General features: G+C 56.0%; 21 protein-coding genes. 12 read left to right on the forward strand and 9 right to left on the reverse strand.

What is annotated here, in order from left to right; translation table 11 throughout:
* Positions 1-2 precede the first annotated feature (2 nt).
* The 4 genes from metH to ACESMB_RS11245 all read left to right on the forward strand — a co-directional run bounded on the left by metH (position 3) and on the right by ACESMB_RS11245 (position 6,462).
* Positions 3-3,710, forward strand: coding sequence for a methionine synthase (gene metH / locus ACESMB_RS11230; RefSeq protein WP_372926727.1), 3,708 nt, complete (start codon positions 3-5; stop codon positions 3,708-3,710).
* A gap of 43 nt (positions 3,711-3,753) precedes the next feature.
* Positions 3,754-3,984, forward strand: a complete 231-nt coding sequence (locus ACESMB_RS11235; protein WP_372926726.1) for a DUF2970 domain-containing protein — start codon at positions 3,754-3,756, stop codon at positions 3,982-3,984.
* Between the two features lie 329 nt (positions 3,985-4,313).
* Positions 4,314-5,966 carry a nitrite/sulfite reductase gene (locus tag ACESMB_RS11240; RefSeq protein WP_372971562.1) on the forward strand — a complete coding sequence of 551 codons (1,653 nt, stop codon included), beginning with the start codon at positions 4,314-4,316 and terminating at the stop codon, positions 5,964-5,966.
* Positions 5,959-6,462, forward strand: a complete 504-nt coding sequence (locus ACESMB_RS11245) for a DUF934 domain-containing protein (RefSeq protein ID WP_372926724.1) — start codon at positions 5,959-5,961, stop codon at positions 6,460-6,462. Before ACESMB_RS11240 ends, ACESMB_RS11245 begins: the two co-directional genes overlap by 8 nt.
* Before the next feature lie 103 nt (positions 6,463-6,565).
* Here ACESMB_RS11245 and ACESMB_RS11250 read toward each other — a convergent pair whose 3' ends face one another.
* Together ACESMB_RS11250 and sohB are read right to left on the reverse strand one after the other, a co-directional pair.
* Entirely contained in the window at positions 6,566-7,564 is a 999-nt protein-coding gene (locus ACESMB_RS11250) for a YhdH/YhfP family quinone oxidoreductase (protein ID WP_372971563.1), read from the reverse strand.
* 24 nt (positions 7,565-7,588) lie between these two features.
* Positions 7,589-8,653 carry a protease SohB gene (sohB, locus tag ACESMB_RS11255; protein ID WP_372926722.1) on the reverse strand — a complete coding sequence of 355 codons (1,065 nt, stop codon included), beginning with the start codon at positions 8,651-8,653 and terminating at the stop codon, positions 7,589-7,591.
* Between the two features lie 198 nt (positions 8,654-8,851).
* Here sohB and ACESMB_RS11260 point away from each other — a divergent pair, with 198 nt between their 5' ends.
* The gene (locus tag ACESMB_RS11260; protein ID WP_372926721.1) at positions 8,852-9,166 is read left to right on the forward strand and encodes an SCP2 sterol-binding domain-containing protein; all 315 of its coding nucleotides are present in this window, start codon (positions 8,852-8,854) and stop codon (positions 9,164-9,166) included.
* 75 nt (positions 9,167-9,241) lie between these two features.
* Here the strand turns inward: ACESMB_RS11260 and ACESMB_RS11265 are convergent, their stop codons facing one another.
* The 4 genes from ACESMB_RS11265 to ACESMB_RS11280 form a co-directional block, all read right to left on the reverse strand.
* Positions 9,242-10,948 (reverse strand): chemotaxis protein, encoded by a 1,707-nt coding sequence (locus ACESMB_RS11265; protein ID WP_372971564.1) that lies wholly within the window; start codon positions 10,946-10,948, stop codon positions 9,242-9,244.
* A gap of 249 nt (positions 10,949-11,197) precedes the next feature.
* Positions 11,198-11,908, reverse strand: coding sequence for a DNA polymerase III subunit epsilon (gene dnaQ / locus ACESMB_RS11270; RefSeq protein ID WP_372926719.1), 711 nt, complete (start codon positions 11,906-11,908; stop codon positions 11,198-11,200).
* 15 nt (positions 11,909-11,923) lie between these two features.
* Positions 11,924-12,367, reverse strand: a complete 444-nt coding sequence (rnhA, locus tag ACESMB_RS11275) for a ribonuclease HI (protein WP_372926718.1) — start codon at positions 12,365-12,367, stop codon at positions 11,924-11,926.
* Complete coding sequence (locus tag ACESMB_RS11280) at positions 12,367-13,188, reverse strand: class I SAM-dependent methyltransferase (RefSeq protein WP_372971565.1); 822 nt, start codon at positions 13,186-13,188, stop codon at positions 12,367-12,369. Before ACESMB_RS11280 ends, rnhA begins: the two co-directional genes overlap by 1 nt.
* A gap of 95 nt (positions 13,189-13,283) precedes the next feature.
* Between ACESMB_RS11280 and gloB the strand changes: the two genes are divergently transcribed.
* The 7 genes from gloB (at position 13,284) to ACESMB_RS11315 (ending at position 22,428) form a co-directional block, all read left to right on the forward strand.
* Entirely contained in the window at positions 13,284-14,078 is a 795-nt protein-coding gene (gene gloB / locus ACESMB_RS11285) for a hydroxyacylglutathione hydrolase (protein WP_372971566.1), read from the forward strand.
* Positions 14,079-14,239: 161 nt separating this feature from the next.
* Complete coding sequence (locus ACESMB_RS11290; RefSeq protein ID WP_372926715.1) at positions 14,240-15,976, forward strand: LysM peptidoglycan-binding domain-containing protein; 1,737 nt, start codon at positions 14,240-14,242, stop codon at positions 15,974-15,976.
* A gap of 57 nt (positions 15,977-16,033) precedes the next feature.
* Positions 16,034-17,800, forward strand: coding sequence for an extracellular solute-binding protein (locus tag ACESMB_RS11295; RefSeq protein WP_372926729.1), 1,767 nt, complete (start codon positions 16,034-16,036; stop codon positions 17,798-17,800).
* A 49-nt stretch (positions 17,801-17,849) separates the two neighbouring features.
* Positions 17,850-18,935 (forward strand): microcin C ABC transporter permease YejB, encoded by a 1,086-nt coding sequence (locus ACESMB_RS11300; protein WP_372926714.1) that lies wholly within the window; start codon positions 17,850-17,852, stop codon positions 18,933-18,935.
* Positions 18,932-19,960, forward strand: coding sequence for an ABC transporter permease (locus ACESMB_RS11305; protein ID WP_372926713.1), 1,029 nt, complete (start codon positions 18,932-18,934; stop codon positions 19,958-19,960). The genes ACESMB_RS11300 and ACESMB_RS11305 overlap by 4 nt, the downstream gene beginning before the upstream one ends.
* A gap of 1 nt (position 19,961) precedes the next feature.
* On the forward strand, positions 19,962-21,551 hold the full coding sequence (locus ACESMB_RS11310) for an ABC transporter ATP-binding protein (RefSeq protein WP_372971567.1): 1,590 nt from the start codon (positions 19,962-19,964) through the stop codon (positions 21,549-21,551).
* Positions 21,552-21,642: 91 nt separating this feature from the next.
* Positions 21,643-22,428, forward strand: a complete 786-nt coding sequence (locus ACESMB_RS11315; RefSeq protein ID WP_372971568.1) for an enoyl-ACP reductase — start codon at positions 21,643-21,645, stop codon at positions 22,426-22,428.
* 48 nt (positions 22,429-22,476) lie between these two features.
* Here ACESMB_RS11315 and ACESMB_RS11320 read toward each other — a convergent pair whose 3' ends face one another.
* The 3 genes from ACESMB_RS11320 to ACESMB_RS11330 form a co-directional block, all read right to left on the reverse strand.
* Positions 22,477-22,629, reverse strand: coding sequence for a hypothetical protein (locus ACESMB_RS11320; RefSeq protein WP_372971569.1), 153 nt, complete (start codon positions 22,627-22,629; stop codon positions 22,477-22,479).
* Positions 22,630-22,644: 15 nt separating this feature from the next.
* Positions 22,645-22,887, reverse strand: coding sequence for a hypothetical protein (locus ACESMB_RS11325; protein WP_372971570.1), 243 nt, complete (start codon positions 22,885-22,887; stop codon positions 22,645-22,647).
* A gap of 31 nt (positions 22,888-22,918) precedes the next feature.
* Positions 22,919-23,255, reverse strand: a 337-nt coding sequence (locus tag ACESMB_RS11330; RefSeq protein ID WP_372971571.1) for a DUF1631 family protein, incomplete at its 5' end; no start/stop codon positions are given.

Consider the following 23,255-nt stretch of genomic DNA (forward strand, 5'->3'; position numbering starts at 1 on the left):
CTATGAACGATCGCAACTCCCGTCTGGCCCGCCTGGAACAGCTTGGCAACGCCCTGAAAGAACGCATTATCATTCTTGATGGCGGTATGGGCACCATGATCCAGAACCTGAAGCTGGACGAGGAAGCGTTTCGTGGCGACCGGTTTGCCGACTATGACCGGGAAGTCCAGGGCAACAACGACCTGCTGAACCTGACCCAGCCTGCCCTGCTCCGCAATATTCACGCGGACTATCTGGATGCTGGCGCGGATATTATAGAAACCAACACCTTCAACTCAACACAGCTGTCGCAGGCGGACTACGGCCTGGAATCGATCGCCCGGGAACTGAACGTTGCCGCTGCAAAGCTGGCACGCCAGATTGCCGATGAGTTTACCGCCCGCAATCCGGACAAGCCCCGTTTTGTGGCGGGCGCCGTCGGGCCGACCTCCCGCACCGCCTCCATTTCGCCGGATGTGAACAACCCGGGTTACCGCAACGTCGACTTCCAGACACTGGTGGACAATTACTATGAGGCGGTCGAGGGCCTGGTTGAGGGCGGCTGTGACCTGATCCTGATCGAAACCATTTTCGACACCCTTAATGCCAAGGCGGCCATTTACGCTACCCAGCAGTATTTCATCGATAGCGGAATTGACCTGCCCGTGATGATTTCCGGCACCATTACCGACGCCTCGGGCCGGACATTGTCAGGCCAGACCACCGAGGCCTTCTGGAATTCCGTCGCCCACGCCAGGCCTGTCTCCGTGGGCCTTAACTGTGCGCTTGGGGCCGACGCCCTGCGCCCCTATGTGGAAGAGCTGGCAAACAAGGCAGACACCTACGTCAGTGCCCATCCCAATGCCGGCCTGCCCAATGAATTCGGTGAATACGACCAGACACCGGAAGAGATGGCGGAAATCATTGAGGGTTTTGCCCGTGACGGATTCCTGAACATCATTGGCGGCTGTTGCGGGTCCCGCCCGGATCACATCGAAGCCATCGCCAATGCGGTTTCCAAGTACCCGCCACGAACAATTCCGGAACCGAAGAAAGCCCTCCGCCTGTCCGGCCTTGAGCCCTTTACCGGCGATGAAAACACTTTGTTTATCAACGTGGGTGAACGCACCAACGTCACCGGGTCCAAACGGTTCCTGCGGCTGATCAAGGAAGAGCAGTACGAAGAAGCATTGAGCGTTGCCCGCGACCAGGTGGAAAACGGTGCCCAGATCATCGACATCAACATGGACGAGGGCATGCTGGAATCAAAGGAAGTCATGGTGACTTTCCTCAATCTGGTGGCTTCCGAGCCCGATATTTCCCGGGTTCCATTGATGATCGACTCCTCCAAGTGGGAGGTAATCGAGGCGGGACTGCGCTGTATCCAGGGCAAGGCGGTGGTGAACTCCATCAGCCTGAAAGAAGGCGAAGAAGAATTCCTCAAGCGTGCCCGCGACTGCATGCGCTACGGCGCTGCCGTTGTGGTGATGGCGTTTGACGAGGACGGCCAGGCGGATACCTACGAGCGCAAGACGGAAATCTGCAAACGCTCCTATGATCTGCTTGTCAGCATCGGTTTCAACGCCGGTGACATTATCTTCGACCCCAACATCTTCGCCATTGCGACCGGCATTGAAGAACACAACAACTACGCGGTGGATTTCATTAACGCCACCCGCTGGATCCGCGACAACCTGCCCCATGCGTCCATTTCCGGGGGCGTCAGTAACGTATCCTTCTCTTTCCGGGGCAACGACGCAGTTCGCGAGGCCATCCACTCGGTGTTCCTCTACCACGCCATCAAGGCCGGCATGAACATGGGCATCGTCAATCCCGGACAGCTGGTGATCTATGACGAGATCGACCCGGAACTGAAAGAGCTGGTCGAGGACGTGGTGCTCAACCGCCGTGATGATGCCACTGACCGGCTGCTGGAGATTGCAGAACGCTATCGCAGCAAGGGCGGAAGAACCCAGGAAGAAGACCTGGCCTGGCGCGAATGGCCGGTCGAGAAGCGGGTTGAGCATGCGCTGGTCAAGGGCATTACCAGCTATATCATCGACGATACCGAGGCTTGCCGGCAGCGCGCCACGCGTCCTATCGAGGTCATTGAAGGCCCGCTGATGGATGGCATGAACGTAGTTGGTGACCTGTTCGGCGACGGCAAGATGTTCCTTCCCCAGGTGGTCAAGAGTGCCAGGGTCATGAAACAGGCGGTTGCGCATCTGATCCCCTACATCGAGGCCGAGAAGACCGAGGAGCAGAAAGCCAAGGGCAGGATCCTGATGGCAACGGTCAAAGGTGATGTGCACGATATCGGCAAGAACATCGTCGGCGTGGTGTTGCAGTGCAACAACTACGAGGTGATCGACATGGGCGTCATGGTGCCCTGTGACAAGATCCTCGAGACGGCCAGGAAAGAGAACGTGGATATCATCGGCCTGAGCGGCCTCATCACCCCCTCGCTGGACGAGATGGTGCACGTCGCCAAGGAGATGCAGCGACTGGATTTTCATATTCCGCTGATGATTGGCGGCGCCACCACCTCCAAGGCCCACACAGCCGTCAAGATCGAACAGCAGTACCAGAACGACATCGCCCTGTATGTCTCTGATGCTTCCCGCTGCGTTAACGTGGCCTCCCAGTTACTCAGCAAGACGGCAAAACCGGCCCTGGTGGACGCTGCAAGAACCGAATACCACGACATCCGCGAACGCCGCAAGAACCGGGGTGAGCGCACCAAACTGGTGTCACTGAAGGAAGCCCGCAACCGGGCACCGGACATCAGCTTCGACAACTATGAGCCACCCAGGCCGGCTTTCACTGGCGTCAGGTCCTTCGAGACCTACGATCTCGAGAAACTCGTCGACTACATAGACTGGACGCCGTTCTTTATTTCCTGGGACATGTCCGGTAAATACCCTGCCATTTTCGATGATCCCAAACGGGGAGAAACCGCCAGGACACTTTTCGACGATGCCCAGAAGATTCTGCGGCAAATGATTGATGACGAGCGTATTTCGGCAAAAGCGGTTATCGGCTTCTGGCCGGCCAACCGTCGCGGTGACGATATTGTGCTCTACACCGACGAGACCCGTCAGACCGAGCTCACCACCCTGCACCACCTGCGGCAGCAGGATGACAAGGCTCCGGGGAAAGCAATGATGGCACTGTCGGACTTTGTGGCACCGGAAGGCGAAGGCCCCTGCGATTATGTCGGTGGCTTTGCGGTGACTACCGGTATCGGTGCGGAGGAATTTTCCCTCGAATTCAAGGATCGCAACGACGACTACAATGCCATTATGGTGAAGGCGCTTGCCGATCGACTGGCAGAAGCTTTTGCAGAACATCTGCATGAACGTGTCAGGAAGGAATTCTGGGGCTACGCTGACGATGAAACCCTCAACAACGAGGACCTGATTCGCGAGCGCTACCGCGGAATTCGCCCGGCCCCCGGCTACCCGGCCTGCCCGGACCACACAGAGAAAGCAACTCTGTTTGAATTACTGGATGCCCCGGAGAATGCCGGCCTGGAATTGACTGAAAGCTTTGCCATGTTTCCCACGGCTGCGGTATCAGGGTGGTACTTCTCACATCCCGAATCCAGATATTTCGCCGTAGGCAAGATTGGCGCAGACCAGGTTGAGGACTATGCTGAGCGCAAGGGGATATCCAAAGCTGAAGCAGAGCGGTGGCTGGCTCCCAGCCTCGCTTACGACCCGGCAGAATAGCAGCTGCAGGGAGATTCACATCCGCGATCGACCGGAAGATAGCATGTCAGAGCAGCAGGAAAACAACAAAGCACCCTCCCGGAAAGGACCAGGTGTACTTAAAGTAATGCAGAGTATTTTCGCCGGCGCTCTCGGAGTGCAGTCCGACAAGCGCCGGGAGGAAGATTTCTCGAGCCACAGCCCCTGGCCCTACATAATTGCCGGCATCCTCTTTACCGTGGGCTTTGTCGTTGCCCTGATCCTGGTGGTAAAGCTCGTGCTCGCCGGCCAGTAGGCGCTATTGGCCGGCTACCCAGATTACAGCGAAGGCAACCGCAAGTGCCACCAGCAGAACCGCCGCTACCGCATCTGCCTGGCTATCTGTACGCATTGTCTTTTTCATAGTTTTTCCTCGTTATTTTATTGTCTGTTTTTTAAAAGCACGCCGGTTTAAATCTAGGCGGAAAACTGACGTCCGTCCAGCAATATCTCATCTTATATATCACTAAAATCGATAAACATATTTTGAAATAATCATTTTAAGAATAATGACACGGTGATATTCTCATCGCCAAGAACAGGCACCAACGCCGTATTTCCAGCGTTTCAGCAGGACGTTCCACTATGTATGTTTATGACGAACACGATCGGCAAATAGCTGCCGAGCGCGTTGCACAATTCCGTGACCAGACAGAGAGAGCTCTGGCTGGCGAACTGCGGGAAGACGAATTTCTTCCGCTGCGATTGCAGAACGGCTTGTATGTGCAGCGTCTTGCACCGATGTTGCGAATTGCCGTTCCCTACGGAATGCTCCGTTCAGCCCAGCTTCGCCGGCTGGCCCGGATAACGCGGGACTATGACAAAGGTTATGCCCACTTTACAACCCGCCAGAATGTCCAGCTCAACTGGCCGGCAATTGAAGATGTACCGGACATACTGGCGGAACTGGCCGAAGTGGAGATGCATGCCAACCAGACCAGCGGTAACTGCATCCGCAACACCACCACCGATCAGTTTTCCGGTGTGCAGGCAGACGAAATAGCCGATCCTCGCCCCTACTGCGAGATTATCCGGCAATGGTCCACCTTCCACCCTGAGTTCGCATTTCTGCCCCGCAAATTCAAGGTGGCTGTGAATGCATCCGAGCACACTGATCGCGCTGCTATCCAGGTCCACGATATCGGCCTGCAGATGATTCGCAACAATCAGGGCGAACTCGGCTTTCGGGTCCATGTGGGCGGCGGCCTGGGTCGTACTCCGATGGTGGGGCCTGTTATTCGCGAGTTCCTGCCGGAACTGGATCTCCTCACCTATCTTGAAGCTGTTCTACGCGTGTACAACCGCTACGGCCGCCGGGACAACAAATTCAAGGCCCGCATCAAGATTCTGGTCAAGGCCCTGACGCCTGAAGGCTTTGCTGCCAAGGTGGAAGACGAGTGGTCCCACATCAAGGACTCGCCGACCCGCCTGACCGAGGAAGCCATCAACCAGTTCAAGGGTTACTTTACCGAGCCTGACTACCAGCAGGTTCCGGATGTAACGGACGCACTGGCCACCCAGCGCTTCGAGAACCGGGAATTCGATCAGTGGATCAGCCACAACGTGGATACCCACAGGAAACCGGGCTACGCCATCGTGACGCTGACCATGAAGAAAACCGGTACACCCCCGGGTGATGTCAGTGATCGTCAACTGGAACAGATTGCCGATGTGGCAGACCAGTACAGCTTTGGCGAAGTGCGGGTAACGCACCAGCAGAACGTGGTTCTGGCGGATGTCCGGAAAGACCAGTTGTTTGAACTCTGGCGTGCAATCACACCAATGGGATTCGCCACCGCCAATCTCAACACCCTGACAGACGTCATCTGCTGCCCGGGTGGCGACTACTGCGCCCTGGCCAATGCCAAGTCAATACCCGTTGCCGAAGCTATCCAGCGACAGTTTGATGACCTGGACTACCTGTACGACATTGGCAACATCGACCTGAACATCTCGGGCTGCATGAATGCCTGCGGCCATCATCACGTTGGCAACATTGGTGTTCTCGGTGTCGACAAGAAAGGCCAGGAGTTCTATCAGATCAGCCTGGGCGGCTCATCCCATCACGATGCCGCTGTCGGCAAGATTCTCGGGCCTTCGTTCGCCCGTGAAGACATGCCGGAAGTGATGCAGAAAATTATTAATGTATACGTCGATAACCGCACTGAGGAGGAGCCCTTCCTGGACACTTATCGTCGTATCGGCATTGAGCCATTCAAGGAGCGGGTTTATGCCTGATGTTATTACCAGCGACGGACGTATCCGTCAGGACACATGGATTGTTGTTCCCAGGCCCGCTGATGGCGAGTCCCTGGATGTGCCCGGAGATCCCTCGCTTATCCCCGCTGACTTGTGGCTGGCGGGCAAGGAACATTACGAACACCGTGATGATATCGGGGTCTGGCTGGACAGCCATGAAGAGCCGGAGATGCTGGCTGGCGTAGTCAACGAACTGCCGGTAATTGCGGTGAATTTCCCGAAATTCAGTGACGGCCGTGGCTACAGCACTGCCCGCCTGTTGCGCGAGCGCCTGAACTACCGCAATGAACTGCGTGCCGTGGGTGATGTTCTGCTGGACCAGCTTCAGTTCATGAAACGCTGCGGCTTTGACTCGTTCGTGTTGCGGGAAGACAAGGACATCAACAAGGCAGCCCGCTGCCTGAACTTCTTCACCCAGGGATACCAGGCCGCCACGGATACTGACGTACCGCTGTTCCGCCGTCGGGCTTCGTGATCTTTGCCTGAAAAACGTCGGATAGGGCGCAGCGAAATCCGACATCGCGGTATTGCCACGGAAAGTTGTCGGAATACGGCTTCGCCTAATCCACAACCAACCTTTACCTGGAATGATCCAGAACAATCTTCCCGGATGACTCCCCTTTCAGGAAGGCCTTGAGCGCCCCATCCAGCTCACCGCGCCCAATATCACGGGCCGACGCTTCCGTCTTCTCACACGCCCAGTCACCGGAAAACCTGTCCCACACGGCCTGCTTCTCGGAAAGCGGGATTTCTACCGAATCGACACCCAGTAAGTTGTTGCCGCGGAGAATAAACGGCAGCACGGTGGTTTCCAACTGCGGGCCGGCTACCAGGCCGCAACAGGCAACCGAGCCGCCTGGGTGAATCTGCTTAAGCAGTTCCGCCAGGGGGCCGCCGCCTACGGTGTCCACGGCGTTGGCATAGGCCGGCTTCAGCATCGGTTTCTTTTCCGCGGCAAGGACTTCGCGGCCCAATACTTCGGTGGCACCCAGGTTTTTAAGTGATTCGGCGTGGTCCTGCTTGCCGCTTATGGCGACCACTTCGAAGCCGAGGTTGGCAAGCAGTTCGACGGCTACGCTGCCCACCGCACCGCTGGCACCGCTTACGGCGACTTTGCCCTGTTCCGGAGCCGCACCCATGGTCAGCAGCTTTTTCACGCACAAGCCGGCTGTAAGACCGGCGGTGCCATAGATCATGGCAGTGCGTGGGTCCCAGCCCTGGGGCATGGCGACGCACCAGCCTGCAGGGACACGTATGTATTCACCAAAGCCGCCATCGGTGTTCATTCCCAGGTCGTAACCTGTAACCAATACCTTGTCGCCTGCCGAGAACGAACCCGAAGCGTCTTCCACGACTTCCCCAGCCGCGTCGATACCGGGCGTGTGAGGGAAATTACGGGTCACACCCTTGTTGCCGGAGGCGGAAAGCGCGTCCTTGTAGTTAAGGGATGAATGGCTTACGCGGATCAGAACCTCGTTTTCAGGCAGGTCCGCAACGCTCAGCACCTGCTCGGAACCGACATACTCACCATCCTGCTCCTGAACACGCCATGCCTTGAACTCGGTCGTATTGGTCATGATTCTGTTCCCGTTGTCGTTGGCTTACTGAATTTTCTGGTTACGGAAGGCTCCGAGTACCCGCCAGACGGTGTGCTCGAGTGCTGCACTGGTGGCAAGGCCCAGCTTTTCCGGTAACGTGCGTTTGCGCTGGTAACTCACCGAGATTACGTCCGCACGCTCACAGGCTTCAATGAGAAATTCGTCGGAGGTTTTGATCTCGTCAATCAGGTTGACCTCCAGCGCACGACGGCCAAACCAGATATCGCCATTGGCAACAGCTGTCATGTCCAGCCCTGGACGGCGTTCGCCGACATATTCCTTGAACAGAACATGGGTATCTTCAAGATCTTCCAGGAACTTTGCCCGGCCCTTGTCAGTGTTCTCTCCGAAGATCGTCAGTGTTCGTTTATGCTCACCGGCGGTCAGGACCTCGAAATCCACATCGTTCTTCTTCAGGAACCGATGGAAATTCGGCAACTGCGCGACCACACCAATGGAGCCCAGAATGGCAAACGGAGACGCCACAATGCGATCCGCCACGCAGGCCATCATGTAACCACCGCTGGCTGCCACCTTGTCCACGCAGGCAGTAAGCTTGATGCCTTTGGAACGTATACGATCCAGTTGTGCGGCGGCCAGACCATAAGAATGGACCAGCCCGCCACCGCTTTCCAAGCGGATGACCACTTCATCAGTTTCCGGTTCGGCGACGCTCAGCACTGCAGTGATGGAGCGTCGCAGGGAGTCGGTGTCGCTGGCCTTGATATCACCGTCGAAATCCAGCACGTACACCTTCGGCTTCGTATCCTCTTCGGTGTCACCGGCCTTGCGTTTGGCCTTGGCCGCCTTTTCCCGGACTTTTTCCGCTTTCTTGCGGGCCTTTTCAAACGCCTTGCGTTCGGACTCGCTGCGCAGCCTTGCCTGAAGCGACTCTCTCAGTTTGCGGTACTTTTCATTGAGCTTGCGAACCCTCAGTTCACCGTCGCCGCCGTGATCGTCCTTTTCTTTCTGGGCAGCAGACATAACCACGGAAACAATGACCATTAGCGCCACTACCAGGGTGACCGTTTTCGCAATGAACAAACCGAACTCTGTCAGAAATTCCAAGTTGCTTCTCCAGGATTATTCTTGAGCGCTCGATTGTAACTGAGGCGCCCTGAGGTACAACCCATCCGCACCATAAAGAAAATTAAAACAAGCGTTCGATCGAGCTTGACACCGCTTTGGTGTCCCCCTAAAGTCGAATAGCTACGTCGGCTCACCCGCCGTCAATACGCCACGACCAACATCAATAAGGGTAAAATAATGTCTGTAGCTCAGGTATTTGAAAAACTCGAACAGAATTTCAACGCAGACGCAGCCGAAGGCCTGGACCTGGTATTCCAGTTCGATATTGAAGATGACAAGACTTACCACCTGGTTATCAAGGATGGCACCTGCAAGGCGGCTGAAGGCGCCCATGACGATCCGTCTGTCACGTTGATCATGAACTCCGACACCCTTAAGGGCATCGTATCCGGCGAAACTGACGGCATGCAGGCATTCATGGCTGGCCAGCTTCGCGCCGAAGGCGACATGATGCTGGCAACCAAACTGGGTGAGCTGTTCGATATGGGCTGATCAGCCCTTCGGACATCCTATAAAAAAACCCTGCAAAAAGCAGGGTTTTTCAGTTTCAGTAGCAGCCGATTCGTCTCACAGGCCCACGTCGTCCAGTGACGATTCCGCAAGCCGCAACAGGTCGGCATTACGCTCCTCACGCTTGCCAATACTTTCAATATAGTACTCAAGCGATGTAAGCGCATCCGCCAATGCTTCCAGAACCTGAGGTGATGGCGCTTCCCTGGAGTCCAGCAAACGTTCCTGAATGGATGCCGCCACCCGCTCAAGCACGGAAGCTGCACCCGGATCATCGAGCATGTGCAGTCCACCCCAGATGCTGTGCAGGGTGGCGGGCAGGTTCGCCAGATGAAGCTTGTCGTAGTCTGACTCGATAAACGCTGTAATGGCCCGCTTTGCCAGAGTCAGCGCACTTCTGGCCTCATCAGCCACCACAAACGTGGCTTCCTTCAGATACAGGGACTCTTCGCGGTTTTTCTGACCCCCTGCCAGTGCGTCGGTTTCCGATGTAATGCCCCGGGTGACAATCTGCATCACGGCATCCTCGATACCAAGTACCGAGTCTGCCAGCAGGTAAAGCTCGTCGTTTGCCGGCAGCCGTTTTTCCTCTTCCCAGGTTCTGAGTTTTGACGCCTCACCCCGGGCCATCGTGGCCAACTGGTTCAGATCCAGCATTACTAGCGTGTTTGCCATGCGCTCCAGGGCGTCAGCGATAGAAGACAGTTCCGCCAGATCCGGTTCAATACCGCGCTCTACAATGTCCAGTTTGTCCTTGAGCTGGTTCAGCTCATCCTGCAGGGCCGTGGACAGGGACTTGAGTACGTCCGACCCGGGGCCGTAAAGGCGGCGGGCATGGGCATCAAGCATTGAATCAGGGAACTCGGAAGGAGCAAGGCCGAATCCGGAAAGAACAGAAGTAACCTCCGGGTTTGCTGACCCGCTGCGGTAAAGCAGATAGACCAGGTCCTTGATCAGGGAATCGGGAGCATCCTTGGTGGTCGCTACCTTGCCCACATACACGACTTCCCGGGAATATTTTTCAATGCGCATGAGCATGCGTTTGCGGGCTTTACTGAACCCCATGACACGGTCGAGCATGGTGTCGGCGACAATGGCTACCAGACACCACATCTGCCCCATCGGCTGGCCCTGACACAGGCGGGCAAACCCGCGTGCCGCCCGACCAAACAGTTTTTTGCTGACCACGTCATTCTTGTCACGGAGAATGCCCAGCAGCGCCACCTGAAATGTCAGGCGCATCCGGCGCGCCAGAATTTCGTATTCGGCCTCGTTGCCGTCAAAGGATGTCAATGCTAGTCCGGCGCAGAAATCCGGTCGTTCTTTTATATCAACATCAAAGAAGCAGGATTCCGGGTACGGCTTCTCTTTCCTGGCTTCGCGTAACTCGTTGATAACCGGCAACAGTAACTCGGGGTGATCGGCGCGCTGTTGATGGTAGTACTCCACATACCGGCGCAGAATGAAAAGCGCGCTGTTAAGCGTGGTAAGGAGTATGTTCTTGTCGTCGTTGGCGCCAACGGGAACGTCGTTCGCCATACTGACTGCTTCCTGGCACAGAAGGGTGCCTGCGCGCAGTTCAACAAGGATGAAAATCCCACGGAGCTGGTTCAGAAAATCCACACAGTTCTGCAGGTCCTCACCGCTCTCCCGGTTTTCCTGAAAGCGTTCCAGGCTGGACTCTGCCTGTCTTATGGTCTGCTCAATCTCACTTTTGACCAGATCAAATGACTGTGATTTCGTCGCCAGAGACGATTGAACCATAAACGCTTCCTGTAAATTATGCGGAAACTACCGCGTCCTGTTCTTGGAATGTGACCCTTTCGGTTTTTTTCCGGGTCTTTTAATGAGCCAGATTTACCCTTCCCGGCTTAAATAAAAGTTCGCGAAAACTCGCGAACTTATCATTACTTATAGCACAAATCTCAAGTAGCTGAAGAAAGCAGGAATGTAACAAAAAGTACAGTCCGTCACAGTTCTCATTACCAGGGAGTTATCCTGAGAAACGTCTGTTCATTCTTTCGTTGCCAGCTTGTCCCAGACTGTTTCCCCTGCCTGTTTGGCAAGCAGTGCCATGAATTCATCATGGGCTGACGCCTCCTCACTGCTGGCGCGAACAACGGAAAGCGGCTTTCTGTCCGAGCCGAGGCGACGAATACCACCTTCACCACCGGCCTCGTCGCTTCCGGCTTCCAGGGACAGGGCGGTCTGGCCACCGGTCAGCAGGAGATAGACTTCGGCAAGAATTTCGGCATCCAGCAAGGCGCCGTGAAGATCACGGCTACTGTTGTCTACGCCGTACCGCTTGCACAGCGCGTCCAGATTGTTCTTCTGGCCCGGGTGCTTCTTACGCGCAATCGCGAGAGAGTCCACAACTCCGCAGTGATCAGCAGTCTTGCGTACCGGTTTCAGCCGGGCAAACTCGGAATCCATAAAGCCAATATCAAACGCCGCGTTATGGATGACGAGTTCCGCACCTTTGATAAAGTCGAAAAATTCATCAGCGATGTCCGAAAATTTCGGTTTATCGACAAGAAATTCGTTGGTTATTCCGTGTACCGTAATGGCCTCAGCCTCTACTTCCCGCTCAGGATTAACGTAAACGTGATAGTGGCGGCCTGTGGTCTGACGCTCCATCATTTCCACACACCCTATCTCGATAATCCGGTGCCCTTCTGCCGGGTCAATACCGGTGGTTTCCGTGTCCAGTACAATCTGTCTCATCATCTGCCCCGTTTGTTACGCGTTCGCCAGTTCTTCCACGCCACGATTGGCCAGCTCGTCTGCCAATTCATTGCCGGGATTTCCGGAGTGACCCTTTACCCAGTGCCAGTTCACCTTGTGGCGCGCCACCTCGGCGTCCAGTTCCCGCCAAAGATCTTCATTCTTCACCGGTTTTTTCGCCGATGTTTTCCAGCCGTTCCGTTTCCAGCCATGCATCCATTCCGTAATGCCCTTTCGGACATACTGTGAATCGGTATAGAGCTCCACTTCACAGGGCCGTTTCAGGGCCTCAAGGCCGCGAATGGCCGCCATCAGTTCCATTCTGTTGTTGGTTGTGTTGGCTTCGCCACCGTGGAGTTTTTTGCTGGCATTGCCATAACTGAGCACGACACCCCAGCCTCCCGGCCCGGGATTACCCTTGCAGGCGCCATCGGTATAGAGAACAACCTTACCGGCCATCAGTATTCCTCGATATGATCATGATTGAACACGGCTTGTGTGCCGCTCCGGCCTTTGCCGGGGTATGAAAGGGATGCGCCAACCGTACCCCTGCCGGGCAAGGTGATCACCTTGCTGCTCTGCCAGACCGGCTTGCGGGGAATTCTGGAGTAAACCCGTTTTTTGGCAAGGATACAGTAATAGGCGCCTACGGGCAGGAACCGGTTACCACAAACCCGCTCCACCATGCCCTTGCGTGCATTCAGTTCCTGACGTTGAAGCGGCATCCGGAAAAAAGACGAACCCGTATACTCCACAGAGAAATCCAGGAGCCGGAGCCAGTCTTCCATTCGCCGTTTCATCATGAAGCGGCCGCCCCAAGGCCCACCGTTTTGCCTGGAGATCATTTTTCTGAGCCCCCAGAGGCTGAACGGGTTGAACCCGATCAGCACCATCATGCCTTCCCCCCGAAGAACCCTGGATGCCTCTCGCAAAGCCTGGTGGGGGTGGGGGGAAAAATCGGCGGTATGGTGGAGGATTACAAGGTCCATGGAATCCCCGGGAAAGGGCAATTCATCCGCGTCACAAACGGCGACACCGTCAGGAATCACCGAATCCCATGCCGGAGTGGTGAGGATTCTCTGGGCAAAATCGGTTGTGGTGGCCAGCGGCAAGCGGTGGCTAAGGCCTACCTGCAGTTGCCTGGCGCCGGACAGTTTCCGCACATGGCGATCAACACAGTCTCTCTGATCTGCCAGCAGGGCCCGGCCCAGGGGCGTCTGGAACCAGCTTTCGAAGTTTTCGTGTCGCGCAGAGTAATCAATCTCGCCTGCTGAGGTCATCGCTGCGTTCCCCTGTTTCATCCCGGGCGGTGTTGGGACGTCGCCATTAATGCATTATGATAACAGTCACATTCGTCTTGCACATGTGGGAGCCTATGCTGACTATCAGTGCTATTCCAGCTTTTAATGACAACTACATCTGGTGCCTGTTCAATACCGAGGACAACAAGGCACTGATCGTAGACCCAGGCCAGGCAGACCCCGTGATCCGGTTCCTGGAGGACAACGGTCTGGAACTGGACACCATACTGATCACCCACCACCATCCCGATCACACCGGCGGCGTCGACTCCCTGGCCGGCACGGTTTCCGGATGTCGAATCGTGGGGCCAGCCAACTCCCCCTTCAAAGGCGCCAACAGCGAAGTCCATCCTGGCGATGAAGTGGTGTGGCAGGATCTCACCTTCAGCGTGCTCAGCGTACCTGGCCACACGCTCGACCATATTGCCTATTTCACGGATTGCCATGTGAACGAGCGCCCGCTGCTTTTTTGCGGCGACACCCTGTTCGTCTGCGGTTGCGGCAGACTGTTCGAAGGAACGCCGGAACAGATGAAACAGTCCCTTGAATCACTCCGGCAATTGCCAGACGAAACCGCGGTCTATTGTGCCCATGAATACACCCTGGCCAACCTCAGGTTTGCGAGACACTGGTTGCCGGATGACGGGCCACTCCGCGAATTTGAAGCCCACTGCCAGAAACGTCGCGATGACGGCAAGCCGACCGTTCCCTCGATACTGGGCGACGAAAAGCGACTGAATCCGTTCCTGCGATGGGACGACCCCGCCGTTGCCGACGCTGCAAAAAGCCATGCCCAAACAACAGGAATGACCATCGAATCAGAGAACGATGTATTTGCGGCAACAAGGCATGGCAAGGATAACTTCTGAGGACGGGTAACAAATTCTATCAATGACGTAACCAGAGTCTTGTTGACCCCCTGAAAAGCGTTCCAATAGAATCCGACTAACTTTTACGCCGTAAACCCTTAAATATGCCGGGATTTCTTACAGATTTTCCCGGCGTCTACCAGCCAACCGGAAGTCGTCCTATGTCGGTCTCGCGATTATCAATTCTGTTTCTTCTTGGCACCCTGACCAGTGGTTGCAGCATTTTCGAACCTACTGAGCGCGACCAGACGGAATCTTCATCAAACCTGCTGGAATCAGAGCGATTAACGGTTGCTGCCGGAGACGACGACCTCAAGGAGTCCATTGAGTCAGACCCCGACAGCGAATCTGCCGACAGGTCTTCCCGTACAGAACTCGACGACGCTATAGAGCCCTCGCTAAAGAAAGCTGCGGAAAACGCCAGGCAGAAACTGGACACACCCAAGAAAACAAGTGCCAGCGAGGAAGAGGTAGCCGTTTCAGATCTCTGGCAACGTCTGAGATCCGGGTTTGCACTGGACCACGACGACAGCGACCCCAGGGTCCAGGCCCAGCTCAACTGGTACATGAACCATCCCAGCTACATTGACCGGGTAGTAGAACGCGGAAGCAGATACCTGCATTACATTGTCACGGAAACCGAAGAGCGCGGCCTGCCCACCGAGCTGGCACTGCTGCCGATTGTGGAGAGCGCGTTTGACCCGTTTGCATACTCTCATGGCCGCGCCGCGGGTCTGTGGCAATTTATTCCATCAACCGGCAAGTACTTTGGCCTCAGCCAAAGCTGGTGGCACGATGACCGTCGTGATGTCATTGCCGCAACGGACGCCGCGCTCACCTACCTCGACAGGCTGGCAAACCGGTTTGATGGCGATTACATGCTGGCCCTGGCCGCCTACAATAGCGGTGGTGGCACCGTTTCCAGTGCCATGAGACGTAACCGCAATAAGAATGCATCCACTGATTACTGGTCCCTTGACCTGCCCAGGGAAACCCGCCATTACGTGCCCAAGCTGATCGCGCTTGCGAAAATATTCGACCAACCGGAAAAGTACGGCATTGAATTACCACCTCTTGTGGATGAGCCCTATTTTGAAGTTGTGGAAACCGGGTCTCAGCTGGATCTTGCCCAGGCGGCCGAATTGGCAGGCGTGGACATTGATGAGATTTACTTGTTGAATCCGTCCTTCAACCGCTGGGCTACTTCACCCGATGGCCCGCACCGTCTGCTGCTACCAAGGGAGAAGGCAGAAACCTTCACCGCTGCCCTGGAAAGCATTGATCCTGATGAGCGTGTGTCGTGGAACAACTATAAGGTGAAATCCGGCGATACACTCGGCACCATTGCCCAGCGGTATTCGACCAAACCGTCCGTTATCCAGCAGGTGAATAACCTGGACAGCCACATCATTCGCGTTGGCCAACGCCTGATGATTCCCTCAGCAGCAAAACAATCGGAGACCTACGCGCTCAGCGCCAGCGAGCGGCTTGCCAGGAAACAGCAGAGCAGCGGAAAAAACAGCAATGGCAAGCGTGTTGACTACACCGTGCGCTCGGGCGATACCTTCTGGGACATTGCCCGTGAACACAGGGTGTCAGTGAGGCAGGTAGCCTCCTGGAATGGCATGGCACCGGGCGACCCGCTGATTCCCGGCAAAAAGCTGGTAATCTGGTCCGAATCCAAGCAACCGGCAATGCTGGCAAGCAACGATCGGGGTAAAGGCATGGTCCGTAAGGTTGGCTACCAGGTCCGCAAGGGAGACTCCCTGTCCACCATCGCCAACCGTTTCGCGGTGAACGTAAAAGATATCGCAAGCTGGAACGATCTCAACGCCTCACGTTATCTGCAGCCCGGTCAAAGTCTGGTACTCTATGTCGATATCAGAAACAGCCCCTGACAGAGACCTATGACCATAACCAGAGCAGCTTCGTCCCTTACCAGAGCGATTACCCTGATGGCAGCGACTACGCTGCCATGGCAGGCCCACGCACAGGACCCGGAGCCGGTGCACGGCATTGCCATGCATGGTGAACCACAATATTCACAGGATTTTGCTCACTTCGACTACGTGAACCCGGACGCCCCCAAAGGTGGGACACTGCGAATGGCAGTTGTGGCAAACGGCTACGATTCTTTCAATCCATTTGTCACCCGGGGAGTTGCGGCAGCCGGCCTGAACAGCTACCTGTACGATACCCTGCTTGAGTCATCTGACGATGAACCCTTCTCTGCCTATGGCCTGATTGCCGAGTCCCTCGAAACACCCGAGGACCGCAGCTACGTTATTTTCAATCTCCGGGAAGAAGCACGTTTTCAGGATGGAGAGCCAATTACTGCAGAAGACGTGAAGTTTTCGTTTGAAATCCTCACCACGGAAGGCCACCCGTTTTTCAGAAACTATTATTCCGATGTCAGGGAAGTAACCGTTGAAGATGATCGGCGGATACGTTTTGACTTCGGTGACACCAGCAACCAAGAGTTGCCACTGATTCTGGGCCAGTTGCCGGTTTTGCCCAGCCACTATTGGGAGGATCGGGAATTCGGGCGCAATGGTCTGACGGTTCCGGTCGGCAGTGGTCCCTACCGTGTTGAAGACTTCGACGCTGGCCGGTCCATTACGTACGGCCGCGTGGAAGATTACTGGGCGGAAGATCTTGGCGTCCGCAAGGGTCGGTTCAACTTCGATGAGATCCGTTACGACTACTACTCCGACGATACCGTGGCACTGGAGTCATTTCGCGCCGGCAATTTCGACTTTCATGTGGAATCTTCAGCCAAGAACTGGGCGACCTCTTACACGGGTGACAAGTTTGATTCCGGAACAATAAAAACCGAAGCCATAGAACACGAGCGGCCCGCCGGCATGCAGGCATTTGCCTTCAACACCCGCAAGGACAAATTCAGCGATCCGGCAGTGCGCAAGGCGCTGGCCTACGGTTTCGATTTTGAGTGGGCCAACAAGAACCTGTTTTATGACCAGTACACACGGACAAAGAGCTACTTCGAAAACAGTGAACTGGCATCTACCGGCCTTCCCGAAGGCCGTGAACTGGAAATTCTGGAACAGTTCCGTGATGACCTTCCCGATGCGGTCTTCGATGAAGAGTACCAGCCTCCTTCAACCGACGGGAAGGAAGGGCTTAGGGGCAATCTCCGCAAGGCCATGAACGAATTGAAGGCAGCGGGATATGAAATCCGTGACGGCAAAATGGTCAACACTGAAAACGGCGAGCCGCTGGAATTCGAGATGCTTCTGCACCAGAAGACCTTTGAACGTGTGGTGCTCCCGTTCAGAAACAACCTTCGCAAACTCGGAATCGACATGTCCGTTCGCCTGGTGGATACCAACCAGTATATCCAGCGCGTGCGGGAGTTCGATTTCGACGTGACGGTGCAGGGCCTTGGCCAGTCAGACTCACCGGGTAACGAGCAGCGGGAATACTGGCACTCCTCCACCGCGGATGCCAAAGGCTCCCGAAACTATATGGGTGTTCAGGATCCTGTAATCGACAAGCTGGTCGAAATGGTCATCCAGGCGCCAGGGCGGGAAGAACTGGTCCACCGCGTACGGGCGCTGGACCGAGTTCTCCTCCACCACCATTACGTGGTTCCCAACTGGTATATGCCCAAGGACAGGGTGGCCTACTGGGCCTTCCTGAAACGACCGGATGCTGTGCCCAAGAACGGCGTGGACATTGATAACTGGTGGATAGAACGCTGAACCCATGACCGTAACGGCGTCAGATTTTTCGAACACGGAGTTGCGCTGAATGGGCAGTTATATTCTCAGGCGTCTGGCGCTGATTATTCCGACCCTGTTCGGCATCATGCTGCTCAACTTCATCATCGTTCAGGCCGCTCCCGGTGGTCCCGTTGAGCAGATGATTGCTCAAACCGAGGGCCACGGTGGCGGCGCACTGGCCAGGGCCGGCGGCGGGGGCAATGCTGGTGAGGTGACATCTTCCAGCGGCGACAGCCGCAGTTCCCGTGGGTTACCCGATGAGTTGCTCCGGGAAATCGAGGTCATGTATGGCTTCGACAAACCTCCCCATGAACGTTTCATCAAAATGGTTGGCGACTACGCCACCTTTGATTTTGGCGAATCCTTTTTCCGCGAACGCACAGTCATCGAACTCATAATCGACAAGATGCCCGTCTCCATCTCCCTGGGCCTGTGGTCCACTCTGATCATCTACCTGATATCCATTCCCCTGGGGATACGCAAGGCGGTCACCGACGGCTCGCGATTTGATGTCTGGAGCAGTTCCGCCATCGTAGTGGGCTACGCCATCCCCGGCTTCCTGTTTGCGATATTGCTGATTGTGCTGTTCGCCGGCGGCAGCTACCTGGACTGGTTCCCCCTGCGGGGATTGACGTCTTCAAACTTCGACGAGATGAACTGGTACCAGAAAATCGGTGATTACTTCTGGCACCTGGCGCTACCAGTGACCGCCAATGTCATTGGCGGTTTCGCTACCCTCACCCTGCTGACCAAGAACTCGTTCCTGGACGAAATCAGCAAGCAATACGTTGTGACGGCACGAGCCAAAGGCCTGGAAGAAAAGCAGGTCCTTTACGGTCACGTATTCCGCAACGCCATGCTGATCGTTATCGCCAGCCTGCCGGGCGTCCTCGTCTCCCTGTTCTTTACCGGTTCGTTGCTGATCGAAGTGATCTTTTCCCTGGACGGGTTGGGGTTACTGGGCTTTGAAGCGGCCCTGAACCGGGATTACCCCGTGATCTTCGGAACACTCTACATCTTCACTCTGATGGGCCTGGTACTGAAGCTGATCAGCGATATCACCTACGTTCTGGTGGATCCCCGCATTGATTTTGAAAGCCGGGAGGGTTCATGAGTCTGGTAAAGCTGACTCCGATCCAGCAACGACGGCTTCGGAATTTTCGCAACAACCGTCGCGGCTTCTGGTCACTGTGGATCTTCCTCGCCCTGTTCGGCCTTTCACTGGTCGCTGAACTGATTGCCAATGACGCGCCACTGGTGGCCTCTTATAAAGGAGACCTGTACTTCCCGGTTGTCCAGAGTGTGCCGGAAGAAACCTTTGGCGGTTTTCTTCCCACAGAGGCGGACTACCGGGACTCCTTCATTGCCGACGAGATCGAAGCCCACGGCTGGATGATCTGGCCGCCGATCCGCTTCAGCTACGACACCACCAATTATGATCTGGAAGTGCCCTCGCCGGCTCCGCCGAGTTCCGTTAACTGGATCGGCACCGATGACCAGGGCCGCGACGTGGCCGCAAGGGTTATCTACGGGTTCCGGATCTCAGTACTGTTCGGGCTCATTCTCACCATACTGAGCTGCATCGTCGGCGTTGTGGTGGGTGCTATCCAGGGTTTTTACGGTGGCAAGATCGATCTGGTCGGGCAGCGGTTCATCGAAGTGTGGTCCGGGCTCCCTGTTCTGTACCTGCTGATTATCCTGTCCAGTATCGTGCAGCCAAATTTCTGGTGGCTTCTGGGGATCATGCTGTTGTTCAGCTGGATGGGTCTGGTGGATGTGGTGCGAGCGGAATTCCTGCGTGCCCGCAATTTCGAATACGTTAAAGCAGCCAGGGCCCTGGGGTTGGGCAACCGGAAAATCATGTTCCGCCATATTCTGCCCAACGCCATGGTAGCCACCCTCACCTTTCTGCCGTTCATACTCACTGGCGCCATCACCGGCCTGACATCCCTGGATTTCCTTGGATTCGGCCTGCCATCCGGTTCGCCTTCCCTTGGCGAACTGATTGCCCAGGGCAAATCCAATCTTCATGCTCCATGGCTTGGCATCTCGGCATTCGTATCCCTGTCCATCATGCTGACCCTGCTCGTTTTTGTCGGTGAAGCAGTGCGTGATGCCTTCGACCCGAGAAAGAACTGATATGTCGCAGCTTCTGCAAATCAAAGACCTGTCCATCACGTTCGACGACAGTGTTCACGCTGTCCAGAAACTGTCGTTGGGGATCGACCGGGGGCAAACGGTGGCGCTGGTAGGAGAAAGCGGGTCCGGAAAATCGGTATCGGCGCTGTCTGTACTGCGTCTGCTGGATGAGCGCCACGCCAGTTATCCCACCGGTGAAATCCTGTTCCAGGGCGAGGACATGCTGAAGGTCAACCGGAAGCGGCTGCGGCAGATCCGTGGCCGCCAGATCAGCATGATCTTTCAGGAGCCGATGACGTCCCTCAACCCACTGCATACGGTTGAAAAGCAGATCAGTGAAACCCTGGCGCTGCACAAAGGCATGCGTGGTCCACAGGCGAAGGCCCGCTGCATCGAACTGCTCGAGCTCGTCGGCATTCCGGCACCGGCAGAGCGTCTGAACAGTTATCCGCACCAGTTATCCGGCGGCCAGAAGCAACGGGTAATGATCGCCATGGCGCTGGCCAACGAGCCCGACCTGCTGATTGCAGATGAGCCAACAACGGCCCTGGACGTGACCGTGCAGAAGCAGGTACTGGAGTTGCTCAGGGATCTGCAGCACAAACTGGGCATGGCCATACTGCTCATTACCCATGATCTGTCCATTGTTCGCCGATACGCCGATCATGTGGTGGTTATGGAGCGGGGCCTTTTGGTGGAGGAAGCTGCCACCGAAACCCTGTTCAATGAGCCGAAGCACCCTTACACCCGTCGCCTGCTTGATGCAGAGCCGCCGGCCTCACCCTCCGGCGCCATGGTCAATAACAAACCACTGCTGGATGTTGATAACCTGGACGTGCGCTTTATTACCCGTAAAAGCCTGCTGGGCAAGCCAAAATCCTGGTTCCAGGCCGTCGATAATGTCAGTTTCTCCCTAAACCAGGGCGAGACCCTTGGCATTGTGGGTGAAAGCGGTAGCGGCAAGACCACCATCGGCCATGCCTTGCTGAAGCTCACCGGCAGCAGCGGCAGCACCCGGCTCACAGGAGAGGAACTGTCCCACCTGGACCAGAAACAGTTCCGTCCCTGGCGCAAGCGCATCCAGATCGTATTCCAGGATCCGTTTGGCAGCCTCAGCCCGCGCATGTCGGTTGCCGAAATCGTCCGGGAAGGCCTTGAAATACACGCACCAGCCACTCCGGAGGAACAGGACAGGAAGGTTATACAGGCTCTGGGCGATGTGGGACTGGATCCGGATGCACGCCACCGCTATCCCCACGAATTCTCGGGAGGTCAGAGGCAGCGCATCGCCATCGCCCGCGCGCTGGTGCTGCAACCGGAACTGATTATCCTGGACGAGCCCACCTCCGCCCTCGATCGCACGGTTCAGAAGCAGGTGATTAACCTGCTCAGGGATCTACAGGACAAATATGGTCTAAGCTATGTGTTTATCAGCCACGATCTGGCTGTGGTCAGGGCACTCAGCCACAAGTTGCTGGTGCTTAAAAATGGCCGCGCTGTGGAATATGGAGAAGCCTCCGGAATTTTCAGCACACCAGAACATGAATACACCCGTGAACTGCTTGCAGCGGCACTGTTCTACACCCGGTAAATCGGGGGCAGGCACTACGACCAATTGAGCGTTACCCGCACCGCTGCGGTTCATGGATAATGCCTTAAAATGAAACACAGGGAGAATCGTTATGGGACTACTCAGTGGCAAGAAAGCACTGATTGTCGGCGTTGCAAGCAAGCATTCCATTGCCTACGGGATTGCGGAGGCCTTTGCCAGAGAAGGCGCCGAACTGGCTTTTACCTACCAGAATGAAAAGCTTAAATCCCGGGTGGAAAAGTTTGCCGAAGACTGGGGCAGCTCACTGATTTTTCCGTGCGACGTAGCCAGCGATGACGAAATCGAAGCCGTGTTCACTGACCTTGGCAAACACTGGGATAATATCGACGTTATTGTGCATTCCGTTGGCTTTGCACCGGGCCATGAACTCGATGGTAACTACGTGGACGTCACCACCCGTGAGGGCTTCCGTATCGCCCACGAGATCAGCTCCTACAGCTTTGTGGCCCTGGCCAAGGCAGGGCGCAAGATGCTGCACGAAAACAGCTCACTGCTGACCCTGAGCTACCTGGGCGCAGAAAAAGTACTACAGAACTACAACGTGATGGGGCTTGCCAAGGCGTCCCTGGAAGCCAACGTTCGTTACATGGCCGGTAGCCTTGGGCGTGATGGTATTCGCGTTAACGCCATCTCTGCAGGGCCTATCCGGACCCTGGCAGCTTCCGGCATCAAGAGCTTCCGCAAGATGCTTTCGGAGAACGCCCGCAGAGCGCCTCTGCGCCGTAATGTGACCACTGACGAGGTGGGCAACGCGGCCGCTTTCATGTGCTCCGACATGGCCAGCGGTATTACCGGTGAAATCATGTACGTGGACGCAGGCTTCAACATCACTGGTATGGGCGAACTGGAAGAATAACGCCCCGCTAAAAATCCGGCAGGGCCTCTGCCCTGCCGGGAATCTCGTTTAGCCTTCCGACATTGCCCTGGCGACCGCTTCCACCCATTCAAGGTACGCGGTGTCGTCCGATTCCAGTATCTGCAACCCCACCAGCCACCCCGTATCATCCGCCGGGCGACACCAGACGACTTCCACCATTAACCGGAACGGCTCGGACACCTCCTCCAGGCTGACTCAGGCGGGCAGTATGGCGCCGGTTGTCAGGGGTTCAGAGGTGGCAAGACGTATGCCGCTTGCAGAGAGATCACTGGTACGGGAGACCAGAGCGCGTTCATCACTGACGGTGGTATCGTCCGGAACCGGGGACTCCAGCTCCACGGTTACCTTTGCACTTGCGGTCAGCCGATACTCGCCGCGGTTGTCCCCGGTTTCCGGAGAATCATCATAGTCACCAAAGCTGAAATCAATATCGCTCATGTCTTTCCACCTGAGGTCGCCGGTTATTGGATCAGTTCCGGCCTACCCGGATACGGCTCACAACCCTGGAGAGGGTCTCGTCGAATTCCGCTGATGTGCCCAACACCCGAACCCGGCCAGCAACGATGTCGCGCACCAGTTCGTCTACCAGAAACTCTCTGCGGTTCAATCCCAGCCTGTCTACAAATACCAGTTTCCTGGAGGCGTTGATTCGGACAGCCAGTTTCAGGCGCACAGCGTCTTTGTGCTTGCTGCCGGCCTCTTCCACTATCCAGCCACCAAGCTTGATGCCGTCCACAAGCTCCAGCGCGGCGGCTTCACTCTCGCGCAACAGTCGCTCCTGCTCTGCTTCTTCGTCGGCCTGGCGC

This window comes from Marinobacter sp. (genome assembly GCF_041686475.1).
In the GTDB taxonomy this organism is placed as follows: domain Bacteria; phylum Pseudomonadota; class Gammaproteobacteria; order Pseudomonadales; family Oleiphilaceae; genus Marinobacter.